21 protein-coding genes and 1 riboswitch are annotated in these 21,945 nt (G+C 41.2%); of the genes, 11 read left to right on the top strand and 10 right to left on the bottom strand.

Annotated elements, in window-relative coordinates:
- The first annotated feature begins 77 nt into the window (after positions 1 to 77).
- A complete protein-coding gene (locus tag M1D52_RS14150; protein ID WP_437392843.1) occupies positions 78 to 1,031 on the top strand; it encodes an aldo/keto reductase in 954 nt (317 codons plus the stop codon).
- Between the two features lie 176 nt (positions 1,032 to 1,207).
- Here the strand turns inward: M1D52_RS14150 and M1D52_RS14145 are convergent, their stop codons facing one another.
- The 3 genes from M1D52_RS14145 to mqnE form a co-directional block, all read right to left on the bottom strand.
- On the bottom strand, positions 1,208 to 1,927 hold the full coding sequence (locus M1D52_RS14145) for a menaquinone biosynthetic enzyme MqnA/MqnD family protein (protein WP_437392842.1): 720 nt from the start codon (positions 1,925 to 1,927) through the stop codon (positions 1,208 to 1,210).
- 16 nt (positions 1,928 to 1,943) lie between these two features.
- On the bottom strand, positions 1,944 to 2,573 hold the full coding sequence (locus tag M1D52_RS14140) for a histidine phosphatase family protein (RefSeq protein WP_013666636.1): 630 nt from the start codon (positions 2,571 to 2,573) through the stop codon (positions 1,944 to 1,946).
- A gap of 190 nt (positions 2,574 to 2,763) precedes the next feature.
- Positions 2,764 to 3,960, bottom strand: coding sequence for an aminofutalosine synthase MqnE (mqnE, locus tag M1D52_RS14135; protein WP_013666637.1), 1,197 nt, complete (start codon positions 3,958 to 3,960; stop codon positions 2,764 to 2,766).
- 250 nt (positions 3,961 to 4,210) lie between these two features.
- Between mqnE and M1D52_RS14130 the strand changes: the two genes are divergently transcribed.
- The 4 genes from M1D52_RS14130 to M1D52_RS14115 all read left to right on the top strand — a co-directional run bounded on the left by M1D52_RS14130 (position 4,211) and on the right by M1D52_RS14115 (position 8,944).
- The gene (locus M1D52_RS14130; RefSeq protein WP_013666638.1) at positions 4,211 to 4,753 is read left to right on the top strand and encodes a GNAT family N-acetyltransferase; all 543 of its coding nucleotides are present in this window, start codon (positions 4,211 to 4,213) and stop codon (positions 4,751 to 4,753) included.
- 216 nt (positions 4,754 to 4,969) lie between these two features.
- Positions 4,970 to 5,078: riboswitch (SAM riboswitch) on the top strand.
- A gap of 255 nt (positions 5,079 to 5,333) precedes the next feature.
- Complete coding sequence (locus tag M1D52_RS14125) at positions 5,334 to 6,638, top strand: O-acetylhomoserine aminocarboxypropyltransferase/cysteine synthase family protein (RefSeq protein ID WP_437392841.1); 1,305 nt, start codon at positions 5,334 to 5,336, stop codon at positions 6,636 to 6,638.
- A gap of 34 nt (positions 6,639 to 6,672) precedes the next feature.
- Entirely contained in the window at positions 6,673 to 7,731 is a 1,059-nt protein-coding gene (locus tag M1D52_RS14120; protein WP_377609067.1) for a homoserine O-acetyltransferase family protein, read from the top strand.
- Between the two features lie 31 nt (positions 7,732 to 7,762).
- Complete coding sequence (locus tag M1D52_RS14115; protein WP_437392840.1) at positions 7,763 to 8,944, top strand: homoserine dehydrogenase; 1,182 nt, start codon at positions 7,763 to 7,765, stop codon at positions 8,942 to 8,944.
- 133 nt (positions 8,945 to 9,077) lie between these two features.
- Here M1D52_RS14115 and M1D52_RS14110 read toward each other — a convergent pair whose 3' ends face one another.
- The 3 genes from M1D52_RS14110 to M1D52_RS14100 form a co-directional block, all read right to left on the bottom strand.
- Positions 9,078 to 10,274: a BaiN/RdsA family NAD(P)/FAD-dependent oxidoreductase gene (locus M1D52_RS14110; protein WP_377609065.1), complete on the bottom strand. Its 1,197-nt coding sequence runs from the start codon at positions 10,272 to 10,274 to the stop codon at positions 9,078 to 9,080.
- 11 nt (positions 10,275 to 10,285) lie between these two features.
- Positions 10,286 to 11,341 (bottom strand): oxidoreductase, encoded by a 1,056-nt coding sequence (locus tag M1D52_RS14105; RefSeq protein WP_377609063.1) that lies wholly within the window; start codon positions 11,339 to 11,341, stop codon positions 10,286 to 10,288.
- 100 nt (positions 11,342 to 11,441) lie between these two features.
- Entirely contained in the window at positions 11,442 to 12,530 is a 1,089-nt protein-coding gene (locus tag M1D52_RS14100; protein ID WP_377609061.1) for a YncE family protein, read from the bottom strand.
- 245 nt (positions 12,531 to 12,775) lie between these two features.
- Here M1D52_RS14100 and M1D52_RS14095 point away from each other — a divergent pair, with 245 nt between their 5' ends.
- Positions 12,776 to 14,044 (top strand): serine hydrolase, encoded by a 1,269-nt coding sequence (locus M1D52_RS14095; RefSeq protein WP_377609059.1) that lies wholly within the window; start codon positions 12,776 to 12,778, stop codon positions 14,042 to 14,044.
- A gap of 220 nt (positions 14,045 to 14,264) precedes the next feature.
- Here M1D52_RS14095 and M1D52_RS14090 read toward each other — a convergent pair whose 3' ends face one another.
- Both M1D52_RS14090 and prmC read right to left on the bottom strand, forming a co-directional pair.
- Positions 14,265 to 15,053, bottom strand: a complete 789-nt coding sequence (locus tag M1D52_RS14090) for a glycoside hydrolase family 25 protein (RefSeq protein ID WP_377609057.1) — start codon at positions 15,051 to 15,053, stop codon at positions 14,265 to 14,267.
- Entirely contained in the window at positions 15,054 to 15,914 is an 861-nt protein-coding gene (gene prmC / locus M1D52_RS14085) for a peptide chain release factor N(5)-glutamine methyltransferase (protein ID WP_377609055.1), read from the bottom strand.
- A gap of 349 nt (positions 15,915 to 16,263) precedes the next feature.
- Here prmC and ribD point away from each other — a divergent pair, with 349 nt between their 5' ends.
- Genes ribD through M1D52_RS14065 form a run of 4 tightly spaced genes read left to right on the top strand, consistent with a single transcriptional unit; the run spans position 16,264 to position 19,676 of the window.
- The gene (ribD, locus tag M1D52_RS14080; RefSeq protein ID WP_377609053.1) at positions 16,264 to 17,310 is read left to right on the top strand and encodes a bifunctional diaminohydroxyphosphoribosylaminopyrimidine deaminase/5-amino-6-(5-phosphoribosylamino)uracil reductase RibD; all 1,047 of its coding nucleotides are present in this window, start codon (positions 16,264 to 16,266) and stop codon (positions 17,308 to 17,310) included.
- 2 nt (positions 17,311 to 17,312) lie between these two features.
- Positions 17,313 to 18,176, top strand: a complete 864-nt coding sequence (locus M1D52_RS14075; protein WP_377609051.1) for an EamA family transporter — start codon at positions 17,313 to 17,315, stop codon at positions 18,174 to 18,176.
- A 21-nt stretch (positions 18,177 to 18,197) separates the two neighbouring features.
- Positions 18,198 to 18,815, top strand: coding sequence for an IMPACT family protein (locus M1D52_RS14070; RefSeq protein WP_377609049.1), 618 nt, complete (start codon positions 18,198 to 18,200; stop codon positions 18,813 to 18,815).
- A 3-nt stretch (positions 18,816 to 18,818) separates the two neighbouring features.
- Entirely contained in the window at positions 18,819 to 19,676 is an 858-nt protein-coding gene (locus M1D52_RS14065; protein WP_377609047.1) for a nucleoside phosphorylase, read from the top strand.
- Positions 19,677 to 19,696: 20 nt separating this feature from the next.
- Here the strand turns inward: M1D52_RS14065 and M1D52_RS14060 are convergent, their stop codons facing one another.
- Positions 19,697 to 20,386: a helix-turn-helix transcriptional regulator gene (locus tag M1D52_RS14060; RefSeq protein WP_130857764.1), complete on the bottom strand. Its 690-nt coding sequence runs from the start codon at positions 20,384 to 20,386 to the stop codon at positions 19,697 to 19,699.
- Between the two features lie 98 nt (positions 20,387 to 20,484).
- On the opposite strand from M1D52_RS14060, the gene M1D52_RS14055 reads away from it, so the two are divergent.
- A complete protein-coding gene (locus M1D52_RS14055) occupies positions 20,485 to 20,922 on the top strand; it encodes an acetyltransferase (RefSeq protein WP_130857763.1) in 438 nt (145 codons plus the stop codon).
- A 197-nt stretch (positions 20,923 to 21,119) separates the two neighbouring features.
- Here M1D52_RS14055 and M1D52_RS14050 read toward each other — a convergent pair whose 3' ends face one another.
- Positions 21,120 to 21,647 (bottom strand): YceI family protein, encoded by a 528-nt coding sequence (locus M1D52_RS14050; protein ID WP_377609045.1) that lies wholly within the window; start codon positions 21,645 to 21,647, stop codon positions 21,120 to 21,122.
- Positions 21,648 to 21,945 lie beyond the last annotated feature (298 nt).

Raw genomic sequence — 21,945 nt, 5'->3', positions numbered from 1 at the left:
TTGGCGTGGTGTAGACAAGATTTAAAACTTATCCCGTCAGTTACCGTTTATTGTTAGTAACAAATAAATTTACGTAAATGGCACATAAAAGGAAGTTAGGTTTAACAGCGTTAGAGGTTTCCCCTATTGCTTTTGGAGGTAATGTTTTTGGATGGACTTTAGATGAAACAGCATCTTTTCAGTTATTGGATGCATTGATAGATGGCGGCTATAATTTTATAGACACTGCCGACGTATATTCCAAATGGGTTCCGGGAAATAAAGGTGGCGAATCAGAGACGATTATTGGGAATTGGTTATCGAAACGGGGAAAACGCGATGATGTAGTGATTGCTACCAAGTTAGGTGCTGAGATGGATAAAGACAAAAAGGGGCTAAAAGCCGCTTATGTAAAAGAAGCGGTAGAGGCTTCGTTGAAAAGACTAAAAACGGATTATATTGATCTCTATCAAACCCATTATGACGATGAGGCGACGCCGGTTGAAGAAACTATGGAGGCGCTAAATACCCTTATTGAGGAGGGTAAAGTACGCTATATCGGCGCCTCTAATTTCAAGGCTGCACGTATTGCTGCTTCGAACGAATTTGCAAGAAAAAACAATTTGCAGCCTTATGTCAGCATCCAACCCCTTTATAATCTATACGACCGGCAGACGTTTGAGACGGAGTATCTTTCGTTGGTACAAGATCAAAATCTGGCCGTGCTAAATTATTATGCATTGGCCAGTGGCTTTCTTACCGGCAAGTATCGAACGGAGGCTGATTTAGGCAAAAGCCAGCGAGGTGAAACGGTAAAACAATACTTGAATGAACGCGGTGAAAGAATTCTGGTTGCCTTGGAAGAAATCGCCGCCAATAAAAGTGCAACGAAGGCGCAAATAGCCATTGCCTGGTTGCTCCATAAACCTTTTATTACCGCGCCTATTGCCAGCGCAACCAATGAGAAACAGCTGCATGATTTAATTACGTCGGCAGACATCGCACTGAGTTCGGAGGAAATAAAAATATTGGATAACGCAAGTAGTTATTAGGGAGTAGTTATTAGGGAGTAGTTATTAGGGAAATAGTTAATAGGGAAATAGTTAATAGGGAGAACTTTTTTCTTATCTGTTACCTAGCCGTTAACTAGTTCCCTCGCTCCAACTCACCGGTTCACTGTTCCCTACTCACTGTTCCCTTGTTCCCTATTAACCGGTTCACTGTTCCCTTAAAGTGCTTGAATGTACTGATGAAACAATTGAATCGCTTCTCTTTTTTTATCAGTAAGCGTAAAGTCGATAGAGTGATTAAGGTAATGAGCGATATCAAAATCGTCCCTTTTAGGCAAGTTGTCGATAACCTTATCTCGATTATCCAATCCAAATTTCATTGATTTATTGAAAAGTTCAATAAAACTGCTCGGTAAAGATTTGTTAGCGGCCCATACGGCGAAAGCAAAAGGTAAACCCGTAAAGTTCATCCACTCAGCTCCCATATCATAAACAAAAGGAAAGCTTTCCTTTTTTCCAAACGTCCGATCACCTATTTCGACGAATGCATCGGCATTTTGGTCTTCCGTAAGTTCAACCGGTTGTTTCCAGTAATTTTTTAACAGTACGCGAGCAAGGTTGTTAGAAGTGCGTGACTGCTTATCAGGTCGTAGCGTTTTTATTTCGTGAACCGGTTTGTTGCTAAAAATAAATACTGAATTAACTGCGCCGATAGCGCCGATACAATAGTCTGAAATAATTTCATATTTCGGTATCTGCAATAGAGCGGCTACCGGTACCAAGCCTACGTCCACCTGACAATCAATTAGCTTTTGTGCGCAGGTACTTGGTATATCCAAGCTTAATTCTATTTCATCAATCAGTGGGGTGTTTTTTATACCATAGATAAATGGAGTCGTATTTGTATAGGATACGGCTGATACTTTAATTTTGTTCATGTGTTAATATAAAATGCTATTCGACGTCCTGAAGCTGTGCTAAATGGTTTATGTTGTAATGATCTTCAATCGTAAAGGTACCCTCATTATAGGAAACTAAATATAGAGCCGTATTCATATGAGGAAAGTCGTCCATTTGAGATAAAGGTTTGTTTATCAGTAAGCAAAGTAGAATACGCATCGCGCGACCGTGCATACAGATAAGCACATTGCGTTCATCGGGTTGGGAGGTGATATAATCCATAGCCTTTTTTTGCCTTTCCTGTACTTGATTAGGACTTTCGCCTCCTTCTATGGCGATATCTAATTTCCCTTCGCTCCATTGCTGCGTAATCGAGTTGAAACCTGTGATAATGTTAGTGGATTGCTCTTTACCTTCGTAAATTCCCCAACTAATTTCATCCAGTCCTTCGAGCTGTTCCCAAGGAATACCTTGATTAATAAAATTAGCGACTGTTTGATGGGTTCGGATTAGGGTAGAGGTATATATTTTATCAAATTTTATTGCTTGGTAAGCTTCATAGAAAGCCTGCGCCTGTTGATTTCCCAGGTCATTTAACGGTGTGTTGACACCCCTGCCCTGTACTATTCCTTGTTTGTTTAAATCGGTTTCTCCGTGTCTGATTATATAGAATAATTTTTTCATTCAAGTAATTTGTTCTTTAGTAGTTCAGGATAAAAGTATCAAGACATCATCCAAGCCTGATTATGGAGTAGTGAGCAAGTCTAGCGTCCCATTCCCTTACTCCCTAAGTCCAGTGATCTTGGGAACCGGTTAACAGTGAACAAGTCTAGCACCCCATTGCCTTACTCCCTATTCACTAGTTTCCTCTTCCCTAATTCAACACCGGCAAGCTGTAATAGCTTTTTTTAGGATTGCTTTCTTCGAACTGATAATCCTGATAATCCGTAACCACATTATATAAGGTGTCACGTTCAATCGGATGCCGTCCTACCTGCTTGATCAGCTCAACCAGTTGCTGCGTACTCATGGCTGGATTTTGCTCTTCAGCTCCTGCCATTGAATAGATTTTGGTAGTATCATCTAAGGTGCCATCTATGTCGTCCACACCAAAGCTCAAAGACAGCTGCGCTGTATCTCTACTGATCATAGCCCAGTATGCCTTTATATGCTGAAAGTTGTCGAGGTAAATGCGTGCTATCGCATAATTTCTCAAATCTTCGATGACCGAAGATTCAGGAATGTGCGACATTTGATTGTCTTTGTTTCTAAACTTGAGGGGGATAAATGTTTGAAATCCGCCTGTTTTGTCTTGCAACTGACGCAGTTGCTCCATATGATCAACGCGGTGATGAAATGCTTCTATATGGCCATAAAGCATCGTTGCGTTTGAATACATGCCCAATTTGTGCCACTCCTCATGAATGGCCAACCATTGTTCTGCATTACATTTATCCTTAGCGATCTGGTCTCGTATCTCCGGATGGAAAATTTCCGCTCCGCCGCCCGGCATGGACTCCAATCCCGCTTCCTTCATCATGCGCATACCCGTCGCGTAATCTACTTTTGCCTTCTTAAAAATATAATGATATTCAACCGGTGTCAATGCCTTGACGTGAAGTTGTGGACGATGTTTTTTTATAGCAGAAAACAAATCCATATAAAACTGCATATTGTATTGCGGGAGCACCCCTCCTACTATATGGACTTCTGTAACCGGTTCATTATCATATTTTTTGATGGTTGACAGCATATCTTCCATGCTTGCTTCCCATCCTTCTGACCGCTCTTTAATTAAACGCGAATAGGAACAGAACTTACAGTCATACACGCATAAGTTGGTCGGTTCTATATGGAAATTCCGGTTGAAATAGGTGTAGTTGCCATTTTTTTTCTCCCGAATATAGTTTGCTAATACGCCTAAATAGCCTAATTCGCCTTTCTCGTAAAGTACTACCCCTTCTTCGAAGCTTATGCGCTCATTGTTAAGAACTTTTAATGCTATTTCTTTTAATTCTGCATCTAAATGGGGATCATCGATGACCAGCTGTAACCTATTATCTGCTTCCATACACAAATATCTTACCGACAAACTTAGATAAACTTGGCTGGATATGCAAACATGTAACCGTCTCGTTAAAGTAAGATTTACGGGCTGTAGGGTTTCCGCGGTAAGCGGTAGGCACGTATTACGTATAACTTACGACTTAAAACTCGCCTCAAACAATTTTAAAACTCACTTGTTTGTTTTATTGGAAAGATTGAGGTAGCTTTAAATCAACAAATAACAACCTCCGTTTTTTGTTCTAATTTCTTGAGTTATGGATACATTAAAGGTAGAGCCCATTGTTTTGCGTAAACTAACCATTGAAGACGCGGAAATCTTCGACAATGTCTATACGAGACCGGACCTGTTCTGGAAAATCAATATCAATGATGAAGTTGGTGATGAGACGGTCGAAGAGTTTACTAAAAGAATGCTTTGGTTATGTAAGTACATTTATACGATTCGGTTGAAAAATGAACCGGAAAAGGTAATCGGCTGTTGTGTGTTGTATAACTGGAATAAAAAGAAAAAAGACATTTTTTTCGGAGGTTCTCTATTACCGGAATATTGGGGAAAAGGAATTATGCCAGCTGCTTTCAATCAAATGATCGAGATGGCGAAATATTGTTTGGGCGCTTCCTTTATAAAAATATGCATTAATGAGGATAATCAGCCGGCTACTCGAATGGTAGAGAAGCTAGGTTTTTTTAACGCATTAAAAGAGGAAGAATTTGTAACCTATACCCGTCCCATCGATCTACCGGCCTCTACGGCTAAGTTGATTCATAAGGATAAGGGATTTCAGCAAGCAATTTAATGTGAGTGATGCCTGCCTTCCTGTAGGCAGGAATTTTGAATGATGAACGAGTAGTGGCGGTAGCACCTACCGACAGGCAGGCTTTTGAATTTTTACCATCCCTACGGCAGTCAGGCTTTTGAATTTTTACTTTTTACTTTTGAATTTTAAAATAAAATGTATATTTGCGCCATACATTCAACAATGTATTGATCAATTCCTCTTTAAAAGAGTCTTGATTTATAAAGAAGTGGCGAGAGACCGGCTCTAAGACCCACTGGCAACCATCCGAAGCGTTCGGAAAAGGTGCCAAATCCTGTCCCAGATAAATGGGAGCATATAAATGAATAAGACAATGAAATCGCATTCAACTATCAGCACATTCAAGTCCGGTGCAGTACTTTACCGGCAATCATTCGATCATACCTTCACTGGCAAAAAGCAGTCTTTTTCTTATATACATTGCTCTTGCATGTGTATGTGCTGTTGTTAAAAAGAACACTCTTTTTAACCGATGCTAAACATACATCGTTTTGATGTATTGTATGCGCATACGTCTACACTAATAAACAAACGATTAAACATTTTAAAGAAGAATCCAATGTCAACTAAAAATCTAAAATTTGATACTTTACAAGTCCATGCGGGACAAGAAGTAGACCCTGCTACTAATGCACGGGCGGTTCCTATTTATCAAACGACTTCCTATGTCTTTAACAATTCTGAGCACGGTGCGAATTTATTCGCTTTAAAAGAGTTCGGGAATATATATACGCGAATCATGAATCCGACAACGGATGTTTTTGAAAAGCGTATTGCGGCGCTTGAGGGAGGGGTAGCAGCGGTTGCGGTGGCCTCCGGACAGGCAGCACAATTTTTGGCCTTAACAAATATTTTGGAAAGTGGTGAGAACTTCGTGACCGGTTCCAATTTATACGGCGGCACCTATAACCAATTTAAGGTGTCTCTCAAACGTTTGGGTATTGAGGCGCGTTTTGCAAAAAATGATGAGGCAGCCGCTATTGAATCGCTTATTGATGATAAAACAAAGGCTATTTATATTGAAACAATCGGTAATCCAAGTTTCAACATCCCCGATTTTGAGGCGGTTGCCGCAGTGGCGCGAAAATTTGAGCTTCCGCTGATTGTTGATAACACCTTCGGTGCCGGAGGTTACCTATTTAAACCCCTGGAACATGGGGCACACGTGGTGGTCGAATCGGCAACAAAATGGATCGGTGGTCATGGAACTAGCATTGGTGGTGTAATCGTTGATGGTGGCAATTATGATTGGGGCAATGGTAAATTTAAGCAGTTCAGCGAACCTTCCGAGGGATACCATGGCCTGGTATTTAAGGATGTGTTCGGTGTAAATGGGCCTTTTGGTAATATACAGTTTGCAATCCGCGCCCGTGTAGAAGGACTGCGGGATTTCGGTCCGGCCCTCTCCCCTTTTAATTCATTCTTATTGCTTCAGGGATTGGAAACGCTTTCGTTGCGTGTACAACGACATGTTGACAACGCACTAAGTGTAGCTAAATGGTTGGAGCAGCATCCCTTGGTCCAATCGGTTAATTATCCGGGTTTGGAATCACATCCGGCGCATGCTCGTGCTAAGAAGTATCTACAGCATGGTTTTGGAGCAGTATTGTCTTTTGAACTGAAAGGCGAAAAGGAAAGTGCAACAGCTTTTGTGGATAGTTTGCAGTTAATCAGCCATTTAGCCAATGTGGGTGATACAAAGACGCTGATTATTCAGCCTTCGGCTACAACCCATCAACAACTTTCGGATGAGGAACAACTGGCTGCCGGTGTTACGCCAACAGCCTTGCGCTTGGCCGTTGGTATTGAACATATAGATGATATAATAGCTGATTTACAGCAAGCTTTCGAGAAGATTAAATAGAAAAATTTAACAGCGCATTTGGCGCCTATTATATATGAGTATCCATAAATTCAATTATAATAAAACCTTCCGGCTTGAAAACGGGAAGCGATTGAGGGGTTTACAGATAGCCTACCATACCTATGGTCGATTAAATACACGTAAAGATAATGTGGTATGGGTTTGTCACGCGCTGACTGCAAATTCGGATGTGTTCGACTGGTGGCCCGGTTTGTTTGGGGAAAGAGATCTGTTCAATCCACAGGAACATTTTATTATTTGTGCTAATATTATCGGATCTCATTATGGGACAACCAATCCGTTGACAACCAACCCAAGTACCGATCAACCTTATTATTTATCTTTTCCGCAGTTCTCCATTCGGGATCTGGTGGCGGCGCATGAGCTTTTAGCGCAGCACCTGGGCATTGATAAGATTAAAGTACTAATTGGTGGTTCGTTGGGCGGGCAACAAGCCATGGAATGGGCTATTATCCATCCTGATCGGATTGAGAATCTTGTCTTATTGGCTACGAATGCCCAACATTCGCCTTGGGGCGTTGCCTTCAATGAAAGCCAGCGGTTGGCGATCAGTGCCGACCGGACCTTTTATGCGAATAAACCTAATGGCGGAGCGAAAGGTTTGAAAGTAGCTAGGAGTATCGCCTTACTTTCTTACAGGACTTACGAAACATACGGCGCCACGCAACTGGAAAGCTCGGATGAGAAAATAGATGATTTCCGTGCCTCTTCCTACCAAAATTATCAGGGAGAGAAATTAGTGAAGCGCTTCAATGCCTACAGTTATTGGTTTCTGAGTAAGGCCATGGATGCCCACAACGTGGGAAGGGGTCGTGATGGCGCAGAGAAGGCTTTGCAGCATATCCGTGCAAAAACGTTGGTTATTGGTATTACAAGCGATATATTATTTCCTTTGGATGAACAAAAGTATTTGGCCAAACATATTAGAAACGCCAAATTTGCGGCCATCAACTCCTTTTATGGACATGACGGATTTCTGATCGAAACCAAGCAGATCAGTAAAGAAATCGCTGCTTTTTTGAAACAAAGTTATCCCAATCGTTTGGATAGAACCTTGCAACCACTTATTTAATAATATATAGAGAAGAAGATCTAACAGAACAATGAGTAAAAAGCTTACACTAGGATTGTTTGGCTTTGGCGTGGTAGGCCAAGGCTTATACGATATCATTAAAACCAAAAAGCTAAACCTGGAAATCAAACGTTTTTCTATTAAAAACCCCGACAAAAAAAGAACACTACCCCTGGAATTATTTACTACCCAAGCAGATGAGCTATTGGATGACGTGGAGATCAATACCATTGTAGAGCTCATAGACGACGCCGATGCCGCTTTCCATATCGTATCGAAAGCCCTAAAGAACGGCAAAAACGTCGTTTCAGCTAATAAAAAAATGATCGCCACACATTTGGAAGAGCTGGTAGATATTCAGCAGGCGTATGGAACGAGTCTTTTATATGAAGGGGCGGTATGTGGTAGTATTCCTATTATCCGTAACTTAGAGGAGTACTACGACAATGAGCTACTCCATTCCGTTTCCGGTATTTTTAATGGGTCGTCCAATTACATATTGTCCAAGATCTTTAACGAGCATATGGACTATGACACCGCGTTAAAACAAGCACAGCATCTAGGTTTTGCTGAAACGGATCCCATCTTGGACGTGGGTGGTTTTGATGCAAAATTTAAACTTGCTATTGTTGCTTCTCATGCGTACGGATTATATGTGAAACCGGAAGAAATTCTTAACATTGGTATCGATCAATTATCCGATTACGACATTCGTTTTGCACGGGAGAAAAACTACAAAATTAAATTAGTGCCGACGGCTAAGGAAATTGGAAATGAAAAAGTAATACTCTACGTAATCCCTAAGTTTGTGAATGAGAAAAGCATTCTTTATTCTGTAGAGAACGAATATAATGGTGTAGTGGTACAGGCTGCGTTTGCCGATCAACAGTTTTTCTATGGAAAAGGTGCCGGAGGGCATCCAACCGGTTCAGCTGTGCTGTCAGATATCGCTGCTTTACGGTATGACTACCGCTATGAATATAAAAAGCACCTGGAAGCAACCCAGTTGAATCATAGTAATAACCATAAGATCACCGTATACCTACGGTATAATGATGAATCTATTTTGGAAAAGCTAAACTTTCTAAAGGTATCAGAAAGACACTATGCCCGCGAATTCAAATACATTATCGGTGACATTAATCTGGAGTCTTTGATCGCCAATAAGGACTTATTGGCCGCCGATAAGGGATTTGTGGTTGAGGTACCTTAGGTTAGTTGTTAGTTATTCGTTTTTAGTTGTTAGTTATTCGTTTTTAGTTATTAGTTGTTAGTTATTGGTTTTTAGTTGTTGGTTATTGGTTGTTAGTTATCACTAATAACTAATAACGAGCAACAAATAACGATTACAAATGCTGCGCAATTACATAGCCGCTTGCCCAGGCCCATTGGAAGTTATAGCCGCCTAGCCAGCCGGTAACGTCAACACATTCGCCACCGAAAAAGAGTCCTTTGCATTTTTTTGCTTCCAGACTTTTCGAAGATAGTTCTTCCGTGCTGACACCTCCACGCATTACTTCAGCTTTGTCGTAGCCTTTGCTACCTGCCGGTTTCACTTCAAAGCGGTGAATCACCTGTTCCATTAGTTTCACGTCTTGTTTGCCGACGGATGCGATTTTCTTATCGATAGGTAGAAATTTGCCTAATGCTTCAGTAAACTTCTTAGTAAAGTGATCTTGCAATAGCTGTGCAAGGAGTCGCTTCCCCCCTTTTTCGCGTTCTAGCTGAATTAGTTGGGCAATGCGTTGTTTCGGCAGTAAGTCGATCCAAATCAGCTCGCCCGGATTCCAATAGGAGGAAATCTGTAAAATGGCAGGGCCGCTAAGGCCCCAATGCGTGAATAAAATATTTTCTTCAAAGCTTGCTCGATTGTTCCAGACTTTACTGAAAATCGAATTGCCCGCCAAAGCACTGAACCATTCGGTATCCTTTCCGGTGATTGTCAGCGGAACCAGTGCCGGTGCTGTGGCGGTCACGGCCAAGCCGAATTGCTTTGCTATACGAAGCGAAAAATCACTAGCCCCCAATTTAGCAATAGGGAGTCCACCGCTGGCCATAACCACCTTGGGAGCCTCCAAGCTTTCCAAACGGCCTTTATGATGGAACATGACCTGAAAAGATCCGGTTGCCGGATTCTTTTCGATAGATTTAACCTCAGCCTCTAAAATCACCCGTTGCCCCAGTTCCTTAAGTAAGCGTTCAAATACAGCCACCACATCCTTAGCCTTGTTGGAATTCGGAAACAACTGTCCTAAGGTCTTCTCCTGCCCTGCAATACCCTGTTGCTCAAAAAAATGGATGGTATCATCGACGCTCCATTGATGGAGTGCGGCAACACAAAAGTGTTCATTTTCAGAGATGAAATTAGTGGGAGCTGTGTATAAATTGGTGTAATTACAACGGCCCCCTCCTGAAATCAATATTTTGGCGCCTAACTTGTCGTTTCGTTCCAGCACTGCTACCCTTTTGCCTAAGTAACCAGCCTGCACCGCACACATGAGACCGCAGGCACCTCCACCTATGATTAGGACATCATATTCCATGGAAAATAATTTTAGTCAACAGATAACACACGTTTCTCGTCCCAGCTTCGTTCCGCCAATTGTAATAGATAAATCACATCCCGAGCCTGTTCAGCCGTTACGGCTAATTCTGTTTTTCCGAGGATGGCATCACGCACATTTTCGTAATAACCCGGATAATTTCCCTTTTGGCTGCGAATCTTTCTCCGATTTTCCGGTTCTTCAGCCGTTGTATTGAGGATGCCCCATGTTTCTTCCGGTTCTTCGCCCCAATTCGGTAGATCGGCCGGTGTTTTTCCTTCCCGAAGTGCCGCTTCCTGTGGATCGACACCCGGTTTTACAAAGGCACCTTCCGTACCATATAAAGCAAAACGTGGCGTCGGTTCTTTCACCAACATACTTCCTTTGAGGGAAACTTTTAATTGTGGATAATATAATAAGACTTCGAAATCATCCACCGCCCCTACTCCTTCCCGCATTTTACGTAGTGACGCAAAGAGTGCTTGCGGTTTGCCGAATAATTGTAAGGTCTGATCGATGAGGTGTGCTCCAAGGTCGAACCAAATCCCCGAACCGGGTAGGTCATCCTCACGCCAGGCATTCGGCCGGAGGTAGTTGCGGAAACGGTCATAGCGAATTTCCATCGTTACCAATCGCCCGAGTTCGCCACTAGCGATCACGTCTTTTACGGTCAGGTAATCGCTATGCCAACGAGCGCTGTGGAAGACGGATAATACTTTACCTTGACTTTTTGCTATTGCAATCAGTTCGTTTGCTTCTTCCAATGTATTGGTAAAAGGTTTTTCTACTACCACATGTTTGCCCCCCAATAAGGCAGCTTTGCAAAGACTAAAATGTACATCGTTGGAAGTCGCAATAACAACTAAGTCAATCTGTTCATCATTAAAGATATCCTGTACATCGGTTACGATGTTTACGTCCGGATATTTAGTCCGTAATATATGTTGCTGTTCTTCCCGACGGGCATAGACTTTTGTTAATCTTAAACCTACTACGGAGCTTATAAGAGGGGCATGAAGCACTTGTCCTGCCATGCCAAAACCGATCAATCCTACATTGAGTTGCATGGGAGACGAAGATAGGGAATTGAGGAGAGATGGGCAAGGGTGTAAAATTAAAAGTCCCGATTATTCGATCGGGACTTTCTGCTATACTGATTGATATAACTTATTTCTTCAAATTTACGTTAAAGGCTACAGCTTTAGGACTTACCCCTACAGCTTGACTGGCCGAAAACGTAGCTCTACCGTCATTATATAATTGATAGAAGTGCATAGTGCCTTTACTCTGATAATCCTTTGCATCTCCAACGACTATAAAACCCAATTGCGGAAGAAAGTCAATACTATAAGGTGTTTGTATTGAAGTACCTGTTGTAAGTTCCTGAACCGTTTGATTGGACAAATTCATAACTAAACAAGTTGGCTTCGTTGCACCATTATAGTTAGAACTGATCATATAAGCTTGAGTCATCGATGACGATATGCGGACAATTGCAATATCCTCTATTCCAAATTCCATTGGAGAAAGCTGCCTATTGGCTGTATTATATACATAAAGTTTGGCAGGTTTCTTTTCACCGTAAAATGTTTCGGAAGCTCCGATGTACAGAACATTTTTGACAGTGTCCGCCGCAATCTTTTGAACATTTTCGGCCACGTTAATGTTGTCCTCGACTGTCAATGTTGTTGGATTGATTACAGAGATGCGATTGTCATAACCTTGCGTTGCAGCGTCTCTCCAGCCCGAGTTGGTTACATAAACTTTGCCACCAGTTGCCGTTAATTGTTCAGGGGACCGTCCAACAGGAATATCGTTAGTAGAAAAGCTTGTAGTATCCAATACGGTAACCTTATTTTCGCCATGAGCAGTTACATATACTTTTCCGCGATAACCTAGCAGATAACGGGGTAAAGCGATGTTGATTACTTCTAGTTCTTCCTTCGATGCCGCATCTAATACAATTACTTTGTTAGCGTCAGTTGCGGTGATATATAACTTCGATCCATAAATGATCATATCATTACCACCCTTTCCAATAGTTCCAGAATAAGCATTTTCCGTGTAGCTACCATTGTAAAACCCGAGGAAATCCAACGAAGAGTTTAAATTAGAACCTTCGTTCAAAAAGTAATAACCTATCTCTTCAGGGCCAGTCGGCAACGGTTGAGGATCATCGTTTTTACTACAAGCTCCCAGTGTAAGTAAGGTTCCGGCTAATAAGCTTAGGTAAAGAGAGTTGATTTTTGTCTTCATTTGTTGTTTATAAGGTGAATTTTTATTGTATGCTTGTTATAACGGCTTAACAAGTAAAATTGCTACTCTTAAGCTGAAATTTAATTGGTGTGTATATTGTCTTAGATCTATAAGCTGATATTTTCCTTCTGTTGACAAAAATAGCCATTCGGGATGATTATCCAAAAGTAATACTTGCCAGGCTTTGATTTTGTATGCAAGTTTATGAGTTTTTTGTTACCTTAGTTGCACAAACCTGAATACGGATGAAAATACTGCTCTCTTTCTGCCTATTGTTTATTTCTTATAAAATCTATGCCCAACCGATGGATACCCTATTTTTAAAGAATTTAATTGAAAGTCATCCCGAACTTTTTAAAGCTGTTCTCGATGATCCGCAACGAAAGCAGGTGCAAATTCTTTATACCCAAATAGATCGCGATAAACATAATAAACCACATTTTACTTCTTTTAGCTACCGATTAAATCCTAACTGGTATTTCTATCCCGCCAGTACGGTTAAGCTCCCGGCATCTATCTTCGCCTTGGAGAAAATCAATGAGCTGAAAATTAAAGGACTGGATAAAAATACCCCGCTGAAAATCGATAGCGCTTGGGAAAGACAAACAACGGTTGAGATCGACTCTTCCTCCGCCAATGGACTGCCCAGTATCGGGCATTATATCAAAAAAATCTTACTGACCAGTGATAACGATGCCTTCAATCGTCTTTACGAATTCTTGGGACGGGCTGATATCAATCGCCGCTTGAAGAAATATGGGGCCAGTCATAGTCGCATTATCAATCGCCTAGCGATTGGCGATAAGGGTGAATGGGCGAAACATACGAACCCAATTACTTTTTATAAAGATGATCAGCTTATCTATCAACAAGCGGCCCAATACGATCCGCAAGATTACCCCTTAGATCTACAAAATCTAATTCGTGGTAAAGCTTATAGGGATGCCAATGACAGTCTCATTCATAAGCCCTACAGCTTTGAAGGGCTCAATGCATATGCGCTAGCCGATCAGCAGCTGATCATGAAAAAACTGCTTTTTCCCGAAGCCTTCCCGAAGAAAGAACGATTTCATCTGAGGGATGAAGACTATCGCTTCATCTACTACTATATGTCGCGTTTTCCACAGGAATCCGATTTTCCTAAATATGACAGCACTGAATTCTGGCCTACCTATAGTAAGTTGTTGTTTTTCGGTCGGGAAAAAGGTGTCCATCCGGATGGTGGTATCCGCAGTTTCAATAAGTATGGTGATTCCTACGGCTACAATATCGACAACGCTTATATCATAGATTTTAAAAACGGTGTCGAATTCCTGCTAACAGCTGTTGTGCAATCCAACAATAACGAAATCTATAATGACAGTGTTTATGAATACGAAGAGGTCACCTACCCTTTTCTGAAAAACCTAGGTAGGTTGGTTTATGAACATGAGCTAAAACGGGAAAAGAAGGTGAAGCCGGATTTGGGAAAGTTTATTTTTGGTGAATCGTTGAGTCAGAAATTAGCCAATTAGCCAATGTGATAATGTCGGCTTACTATCGCGATAGGTAGTTTCGCGTTTTAAGCGTATTTACCATGATTTATACCTTGTAAATCGTCAATTAATCGAGTAGTTTTTATACGGCTAATGATGGTTCAGTAATAGTGATAAAGCGCAAACCAACGAATAACCAATAACTAACAACCAATAACCAATAACTAATAACTAATAACCAATAACTAACAACCAATAACTAATAACCACAAACCTCACAAGGCATAATATTATTATTGCAGTTTAAGACATTGAAGTCGACGAACTCAGTGATGCCGGCGATTTTTCCGCGTTCACTATGTTGCCAGATATCCCACGGGCGATTGATATAATCAGGTTTATCCTCACGCTCGTAATGTGCAATCCATAAGGGGTATTTATCAAACTTTTCACCCAGGTAATCGCGGTAAAAAGTGATATAGGTATAAATAACGGGACGGATACCGTAGTGGTTGTGCAGGGTATTCAGACAGTCTTGTAAACGCTTTTTCAAAACTGTTTTATCGGTACGATAAGTTTTTTCGATATCAACAACGGGAGGCAAACAGCCTTCCAACCTTCCCACTCGTTTAATAAAAAGTTCTGCTTGTTTTACACCGTCTTTATTCGGATGAAAAAAGAGATAGGCACCTCGTTTTATACCGTGTGCCTTTGCTTCTTGCCAGTTGGTTTTAAATTTTTTATCAGTACGCATCCCCATCGAGGCGCGCATATAAACGAAGGAGATATGAATATCGCTATCCTGAGGCATAGATAAAGCATCCCAATCAATTTTACCTTGATATTGGGATATATCGATGCCGTGTGTATGGTATCCTGCGGGTATTTTAATGCCGTAATGCGTGCATTTATGGAATAGAAAATGGTTAACGACTGCAATGCAGGCTAATGCCAACCCACAGCACAGGGCTAATATCCATTTCCAGCGAGTGGGTCTTTCGCTACTCTTTTTCTTTCCTTTTCTTCTCTTTCTTCTAGTCGCACTCATTTATAAGCTGGCCCTCACCATTCTATCTGCGCCATGTATATCCTGTTTAAGTAGGATATTTTTGAATCCCTTTTTTGTTAGTAAATCTTTTACTTCCTGCCCGAAATTTCGATTGATCTCAAAATAGAGCTTCCCCCCTTTTTCCAGATGCGCTAAGGCGAATGCGGCAATCGTCTCATAAAAGAGTAACGGTGCCTGATCTTCCACAAAGAGAGCCAAATGTGGTTCAAATTGTAATACATTCGGATGCATTCCCTTCTGCTCGCTATTGGTGATGTAAGGCGGATTACTGACAATCACGTCGAATTTAACCTCTTCTGCAAAGATAATATCCCATTCCAGGATATCGGCCAGCATAAAGTGAACAGGGCATTGGTTGTCCGCTGCATTCTGCTTTGCTACGGCCAGTGCTTCAACCGATACATCCAAGGCGTAAACCTGTGCTTGATTAACATACTTTTTAATAGCAATTGGAATACAGCCCGAACCCGTGCCTATGTCTATTAGTTTAGATTCCGAGCTATTGGACAGTTTTAAATCCTGAATGATAAGATCTACAAGTTCTTCGGTCTCGGGACGAGGAATCAAGACATGTTGATTCACATGGAGGGATAATCCCATAAAAGGTGTGTGCCCTATGATATACTGAACCGGTTCACCGGCACTTATACGGCTGGCGGCATCTTCTAGCTGGTCCAGTTGCTCGTCGTTCAAGTTCATGGATTTGTGAAGGAGTAAGTCTCTTCTGCTATACCCTAACAGATCCTCCAACACAACCAGAAAGATGCTTTCCGCTTCGGTAGCTTCGTATAAAACAGCTAATTTTTCTATGAATCGTTTTTTGACGGTTTCGAGTTGCATGGCATTCAAAAGTAAAAATTCAAAAGTAAAAATTCAAAAGTAAAAAGCCTGCCGTGAGGTATCAGGTATCAAGACACCTGCCTACCGGCAGGCAGGTAGATATCAAGACTTTTTTAGTTGTGCGTTGCGAGTTTTCTTTGTCTTCTTGCTATTTCCCTGTTCTACTACTCAACTATCCGCACTTTAAACTTCCTAGCAACGCACAAAAAAAACTTATTCATCACTCATCATTCCTGCCTATCGACAGGCAGGCAACATTCATCATTTAAAACTCCACTCAACATAACATAAAACTGTAAAAAAAATCGGCCTATTGATCGACAGCTACTAAAATTCATTAGGTTTGTGCATGCCTAATCACGAAATCTATATGCGGCGTTGTCTGGAACTCGCTGAGCTCGGTCAGGGTAGTGTCAGTCCAAATCCGATCGTTGGGGCTTTGGTTGTACATCATGATACCATCATTGGCGAGGGATGGCATCGAAAATACGGAGAGGCCCATGCCGAACCGAATGCTATTGCCGATGTTTTTAACCGTTATCCAAACGCTGCTGATCTATTGAGAGAATCGACCGTCTACGTTACTTTAGAGCCTTGCTCCCATCATGGGAAAACGCCCCCCTGTGCCGATCTGCTCGTCAAGCATCAAGTAAAACAAGTGGTTGTTGCTTGTAACGATCCGTTTGAACAAGTAAACGGTCGTGGTATTGCCAAATTGCGTGAAGCGGGAATTGACGTACTTGAAGGTGTGCTGGAAGAAGAAGCAAAATTTGTAAACCGTCGTTTCTTTACTCGGGTGCAGCACCAACGACCTTATGTTATACTAAAATGGGCAGAAACAGCAAATGGTTATTTTGCTCCTAAAGGTGAAAAACAGCAATGGATCACGGGCTGCGCTGCACAGGTGGTCAACCATCGGTGGCGTAGCGAAGAAGATGCGGTTTTGGTAGGAGCCAATACGGCGTTGATCGATAATCCACAATTGACTGTCCGCCACTGGTTTGGAAGAAATCCCAAACGGATCGTTATTGATAAAGAGCTTTCGCTCCCACCTCATCTTCATTTGTTTGATAAAGAAGCGGAAACAATTGTATTCAACGCGAAAAAAACCGATTGGCAAGACAGACTAAAGTTGATTGCGTTGGAAAATTTCGACTGGTATTTGCCACAAAATATTCTATATCAGCTTCACTTGATGGATGTTCAATCACTTATTGTTGAAGGCGGTATAAAAACGCTCAATCTATTTATAAAGGCGGGTTTGTGGGATGAAGCGCGTGTGTTTAGAGGACAGGCTTATTGGAAGGATGGTTTAGACGCTCCCCGTTTGCAGGTTATACCTCAAATCAAGGAAAACATAGGGAATGATTCACTTACCGTTTATTTTAACAAATAGAGATGCTCTTAGTCCTTTTAAGTGTTTTGTGCAGCGTCACGGTATCGGTGATTATCAAATTGGCTAGGCGCTATTCGGTTAACACCCCGCAAATGATTGCATGGAATTATCCGATGACTGTCTTATTGAGCTACCATTACCTGAAGCCCGATCTAAGTAATTTTTCCATCGCAGAGGCGCCATTAATAAGCTATTTAGCATTGGGATTATTACTACCCTCCCTCTTTATTATCATTGCGGGATCTATACGCTATTCGGGCATTGTGCGAACGGAAGTGGCTCAACGTCTGTCTCTTTTTATTCCACTCCTGGCTGCATTCTTTATCTTTAATGAACATCCAAGTGCTACCAAACTTTTTGGCGTAGCCATCGGATTAGCGGCCATCGTATGCTCTATTAAATGGCAGACACGCAATCAACACAGCCTTACAAGCAGAAATGCCTGGCAGTATCCGCTGATGGTATTTTTCGGTATGGGAATAATCGATATTCTTTTTAAACATATTGCCCAATACCAAGCAGTTTCGTATAGAACTTCGATTTTTTTGGTTTTCGTACTCTGTACCTTAGTGTCGTTTTTGTACCTCGGCTTTTTAGCAAGTACCAAAAAGGAAAAATTTTCGCTTTCAGGAACCCTTTGGGGATTGGGGCTGGGACTTTTTAACTTTGGAAATATCCTCTTTTATATGAAAGCTCATCAGGCTTTACCAAACAATCCTTCTGTTGTGTTTTCAGGAATGAATATAGGTGTCATTGTTGTAGGTGCAGTTGTTGGTTTATTCCTGTTTAAGGAGAAATTAAGTACTTTAAACAAAGTTGGATTGGTATTGGCAGTGATCTCAGTAATTATCATTGGCCTATTATAAGCTTTAAGCGAATTATTATTCATGAATTTATTTGAAGATACCTATAAAACGATTGAAAAACCGGCTGAAGGTCTGTTCAAGGACAAAGGAAGTAAATTTATTGCCTATGCCTACCCTTTTAGTGATCCGGAAGATCTCAAAAATGTGATAACCGAAGTGAAAGATCTCCATCCGAAAGCACGACATCACTGCTGGGCTTACCGTTTAACAACAGATCGTTCCGTATTCCGCTTAAACGATGATGGGGAGCCTTCCGGTACGGCCGGTCGCCCCATATTAAATGTACTTCTATCACATGATTTGACGAACCTAATGGTAGTGGTAGTACGTTATTTCGGTGGTACACTGTTAGGCGTTCCAGGATTGATCAATGCTTATAAAAGCGCTACACAAGACGCCGTCAGTCAGGCCCGGATAATAGAAAAAACAGTCAATGACGTATATGAGGTGAGTTTCGATTACATGCAGATGAATGATGTGATGCGCATTGTTAAAGAAGACGATCTAATTGTGCAGCAGCAGGCTTTCGATAATAACTGTTCACTGACTTTTGAGATCCGCCAAACACAAGTCAATCATACCTTAAGTAAATTACAACATTTAACGAACGTAAAAGTAAAATACCTGCGGACCAACTAGCATATGAAGATGACGGATACCGATCTTATATTGAATGCCGATGGCAGCGTTTACCACTTGAATTTATTGCCTGAAGATTTGGGCGATACCATTATTACCGTAGGCGATCCTGACCGTGTTGGTCAAGTAAGCAAGTACTTTGATCGGATTGAAGTGAAGAAAGGTAAGCGAGAATTTATTACACATACCGGTTATGTGGGACAAAATAGGCTGAGTGTTATCTCAACAGGAATCGGCACAGATAATATCGATATTGTATTAAATGAGCTCGACGCTTTGGTAAATATCGATCTGCGTAGTCGTACAGTTAAATCGCAGTTACGATCATTGAATATCATAAGGATTGGCACATCAGGTGCCCTACACAATGATATTCCTTTAGATTCCATTTTGATATCCACTTTCGGTATCGGGCTCGATCCGCTGTTGCATTATTATCGAAAAGAAGAAGCTGCGGTTGAATTGGAATTGCAGACGGCCTTTCAAACGCATTTATCAACCCAATATATACATCCCTATGTGGCTGCTTGTTCCGACAATTTGTTGCATCAACTGGCCAAAGGCCTTCCGCAAGGAATCACTTTGACGGCTCCGGGGTTCTATGCACCGCAGGGGCGAGTTACACGTGCAGAACAACACCAAACGAATTTGTTAAACAAGCTTTGTTCCTTCCGTTATAAGGGAATGCGCATCGCCAACTTAGAGATGGAAACAGCGGGTATATATGGCTTAGCTAAATCGTTGGGGCATCAAGCGATTTCCGTAAATGCGATATTGGCAAGTCGCTTAGAGGCCGTCTTTAGCAAAGAACCGCAGAAGACCGTTGAAAAGGCAATACGTTTAGTATTAGCGCATTTCTAAGTCCCGGATACGACTTTTAGCTAATAATCCACAGGTAGCTTCTTCATAAAGTCAGCCACTGGCATGTGATCTGATTTTCTGAAAGGACATTTTAGATCAAACAACTTTTTAATTCTTGATACCCTGAAGTCGCGATACTCATGGCGAAGGTGGCACCAAGCGATGAGATGCCAGCTAAAGGCGTAAAAAATAAGTCCGATTGCTTCCACTTCACGACAACTTCGCTCACCATTTTCCTTTTCATAATCGATACGCAAGATTGATTTATTGGTGATGGCATGCTGAATGGTGGATAAATATTCAAAATCATTTTGGAGGCGGGATGGAATTTGTAATTTAATATGCTCGTTCAGGAACTCCAATTGCTCTTTTTGTTGACCTCGCATTACATTTTTGACTTTGTTTAATGCTGCGGTATAATGTTTTTGTATAGAACGATCAGCGAAACCCGCTAGAAAACGTTCCATAAGGATCAGTGCATTGGCTTCGTCATTTGTGAAAGATATCGGTGGCAGAAAGTAGCCTTGAACAATATAATAACCTTTGTTCGCTTCAAAACTGATAGGAATACCTTGCTCATTAATTGCTCGGATATCTCGGTAAACTGTTCGGGTGCTAATTTCAAATTTTTCCGCGATCGCCTCTACTCCGACATATCTGCGTGACTGAAGTAACGTTACAATACCAAAAAGTCTGTCAATTCTATTCATGTGAGTTCGAGAACCTAATTCTAGAAAAAGATTGACAAGTATAGAAAAAAGTCATTTAAGATAAGTAAAAGTTTATCTTTGAAATTTAGCCAATAGCGATGATTAAAAGTTTAACCCGGCACGACTATGAACGTGTCATGGAGATTTGGGAAAGTGCGGTAAGAGCGACTCATCATTTTCTTAAAGAAGAAGATATTTTGTATTATAAAGAACTGATTTATAATAAATACCTCGACTCAGTAGATTTATACGGTCACATCAGGCAAGATGGCATACTAACCGGCTTCATTGGGATCTCCGGCCAAGCCATCCAAATGCTATTTATAGATGCAACCAAACGCGGGATCGGAATAGGTAAAAAATTAGTGCAGTATGCCTTGGATGAAAAGGATGCAAGAACCGTTGACGTCAATGAGCAGAATCAGCAAGCGGTCGGCTTTTACAAGCATATGGGTTTTGTGGTTGTCGGCCGTACCGCTGTAGATGATGCAGGAAAACCCTATCCCATCTTAAGTATGGAATGGGGAAATGTTTAATAATATAAAAAAAGTGTCTAAAAAGTCCATCACCATCGTTCCTCGCAATGACCTTCGAGTCCTACAGAGCGAGGATATAACTAAATCGTCCTTTGGGCTCCTTTGTTTTTGTTTAAAAACTGACCGCTCGCAATGACACTTTTTTTAGGTGTTAACTACCTTTTAAACACTTTCTTACATTGTTTTAGCGTCACCAATTATGCTTGTTTTGCAAGCTGTATATTGCTCACTAATTTGATGTCTTCACCAAGAGCAAGGCCTCCTGTTTCAGTTAGTGCATTGTAAGTAAGACCGAAGTCCTTACGGTTAATTTTTCCGGTAATTTCAAAGCCCGCTTTGGTATTGCCGTAAGCATCTTTTTCAATCCCGCCAAATTCAGCTTTAAGCGTAACAGGTTTAGTTATTCCTTTCATCGTTAAGTCACCCGTTAATTCAAATTCATCATCCCCAATCTTTCTCCAAGAAGTGGAGTTAAACGAAATTTCAGGATGGCTATCTGCATCAAAAAAATCACCGGTTCTTAAATGGTTATCGCGATCAGCATTTTTAGTGTCTATGCTTTTTACATCAATTCTAAAATTCGCTGTTACCTCTTCAAAACCATCTGTTGCTGTCGCTTGACCGTCAAATTGATTAAACGCACCGGTAACGGTGGAGATTACCAAATGTTTGATCTTGAACTGTACATCCGAATGTACAGGATCTACTACCCATGTTGTTGCCATATTTTTAAATTTTTAATACATTTCTGTCTTGATGAATCAAAGATAAATACTTTAATATTAAATTAATGTTTAAACATTTATTGTGAAATTGCTATGACGGTTTAGGCATTAGGCATTAGGCATTAGGTTTTAGGCTATAAGCAGTAAGCTTTATAGTAAGCTTTAAGCTATCTGAAATCAGCAATCAGCCCATGATAACGTTAGCTAATCATCACATCGGCTAATCATTCATTGGCTAATTGGCTAATCATCCCATCGGCTAACCGATCGTAGGGAGCTCATGAATGCCTTTAAAGTG

Source organism: Olivibacter sp. SA151, from assembly GCF_054130995.1.
This window is presented reverse-complemented; position numbering and strand designations above follow the sequence as displayed.

Coding starts and splice junctions, on each gene's coding strand:
- M1D52_RS14150 (WP_437392843.1), top strand. CDS start 78: ATGGCACATAAAAGGAAGTTAGGTTTAACAGCGTTAGAGGTTTCCCCT.
- M1D52_RS14145 (WP_437392842.1), bottom strand. CDS start 1,927: ATGAACAAAATTAAAGTATCAGCCGTATCCTATACAAATACGACTCCA.
- M1D52_RS14140 (WP_013666636.1), bottom strand. CDS start 2,573: ATGAAAAAATTATTCTATATAATCAGACACGGAGAAACCGATTTAAAC.
- mqnE (WP_013666637.1), bottom strand. CDS start 3,960: ATGGAAGCAGATAATAGGTTACAGCTGGTCATCGATGATCCCCATTTA.
- M1D52_RS14130 (WP_013666638.1), top strand. CDS start 4,211: ATGGATACATTAAAGGTAGAGCCCATTGTTTTGCGTAAACTAACCATT.
- M1D52_RS14125 (WP_437392841.1), top strand. CDS start 5,334: ATGTCAACTAAAAATCTAAAATTTGATACTTTACAAGTCCATGCGGGA.
- M1D52_RS14120 (WP_377609067.1), top strand. CDS start 6,673: ATGAGTATCCATAAATTCAATTATAATAAAACCTTCCGGCTTGAAAAC.
- M1D52_RS14115 (WP_437392840.1), top strand. CDS start 7,763: ATGAGTAAAAAGCTTACACTAGGATTGTTTGGCTTTGGCGTGGTAGGC.
- M1D52_RS14110 (WP_377609065.1), bottom strand. CDS start 10,274: ATGGAATATGATGTCCTAATCATAGGTGGAGGTGCCTGCGGTCTCATG.
- M1D52_RS14105 (WP_377609063.1), bottom strand. CDS start 11,341: ATGCAACTCAATGTAGGATTGATCGGTTTTGGCATGGCAGGACAAGTG.
- M1D52_RS14100 (WP_377609061.1), bottom strand. CDS start 12,530: ATGAAGACAAAAATCAACTCTCTTTACCTAAGCTTATTAGCCGGAACC.
- M1D52_RS14095 (WP_377609059.1), top strand. CDS start 12,776: ATGAAAATACTGCTCTCTTTCTGCCTATTGTTTATTTCTTATAAAATC.
- M1D52_RS14090 (WP_377609057.1), bottom strand. CDS start 15,053: ATGAGTGCGACTAGAAGAAAGAGAAGAAAAGGAAAGAAAAAGAGTAGC.
- prmC (WP_377609055.1), bottom strand. CDS start 15,914: ATGCAACTCGAAACCGTCAAAAAACGATTCATAGAAAAATTAGCTGTT.
- ribD (WP_377609053.1), top strand. CDS start 16,264: ATGCCTAATCACGAAATCTATATGCGGCGTTGTCTGGAACTCGCTGAG.
- M1D52_RS14075 (WP_377609051.1), top strand. CDS start 17,313: ATGCTCTTAGTCCTTTTAAGTGTTTTGTGCAGCGTCACGGTATCGGTG.
- M1D52_RS14070 (WP_377609049.1), top strand. CDS start 18,198: ATGAATTTATTTGAAGATACCTATAAAACGATTGAAAAACCGGCTGAA.
- M1D52_RS14065 (WP_377609047.1), top strand. CDS start 18,819: ATGAAGATGACGGATACCGATCTTATATTGAATGCCGATGGCAGCGTT.
- M1D52_RS14060 (WP_130857764.1), bottom strand. CDS start 20,386: ATGAATAGAATTGACAGACTTTTTGGTATTGTAACGTTACTTCAGTCA.
- M1D52_RS14055 (WP_130857763.1), top strand. CDS start 20,485: ATGATTAAAAGTTTAACCCGGCACGACTATGAACGTGTCATGGAGATT.
- M1D52_RS14050 (WP_377609045.1), bottom strand. CDS start 21,647: ATGGCAACAACATGGGTAGTAGATCCTGTACATTCGGATGTACAGTTC.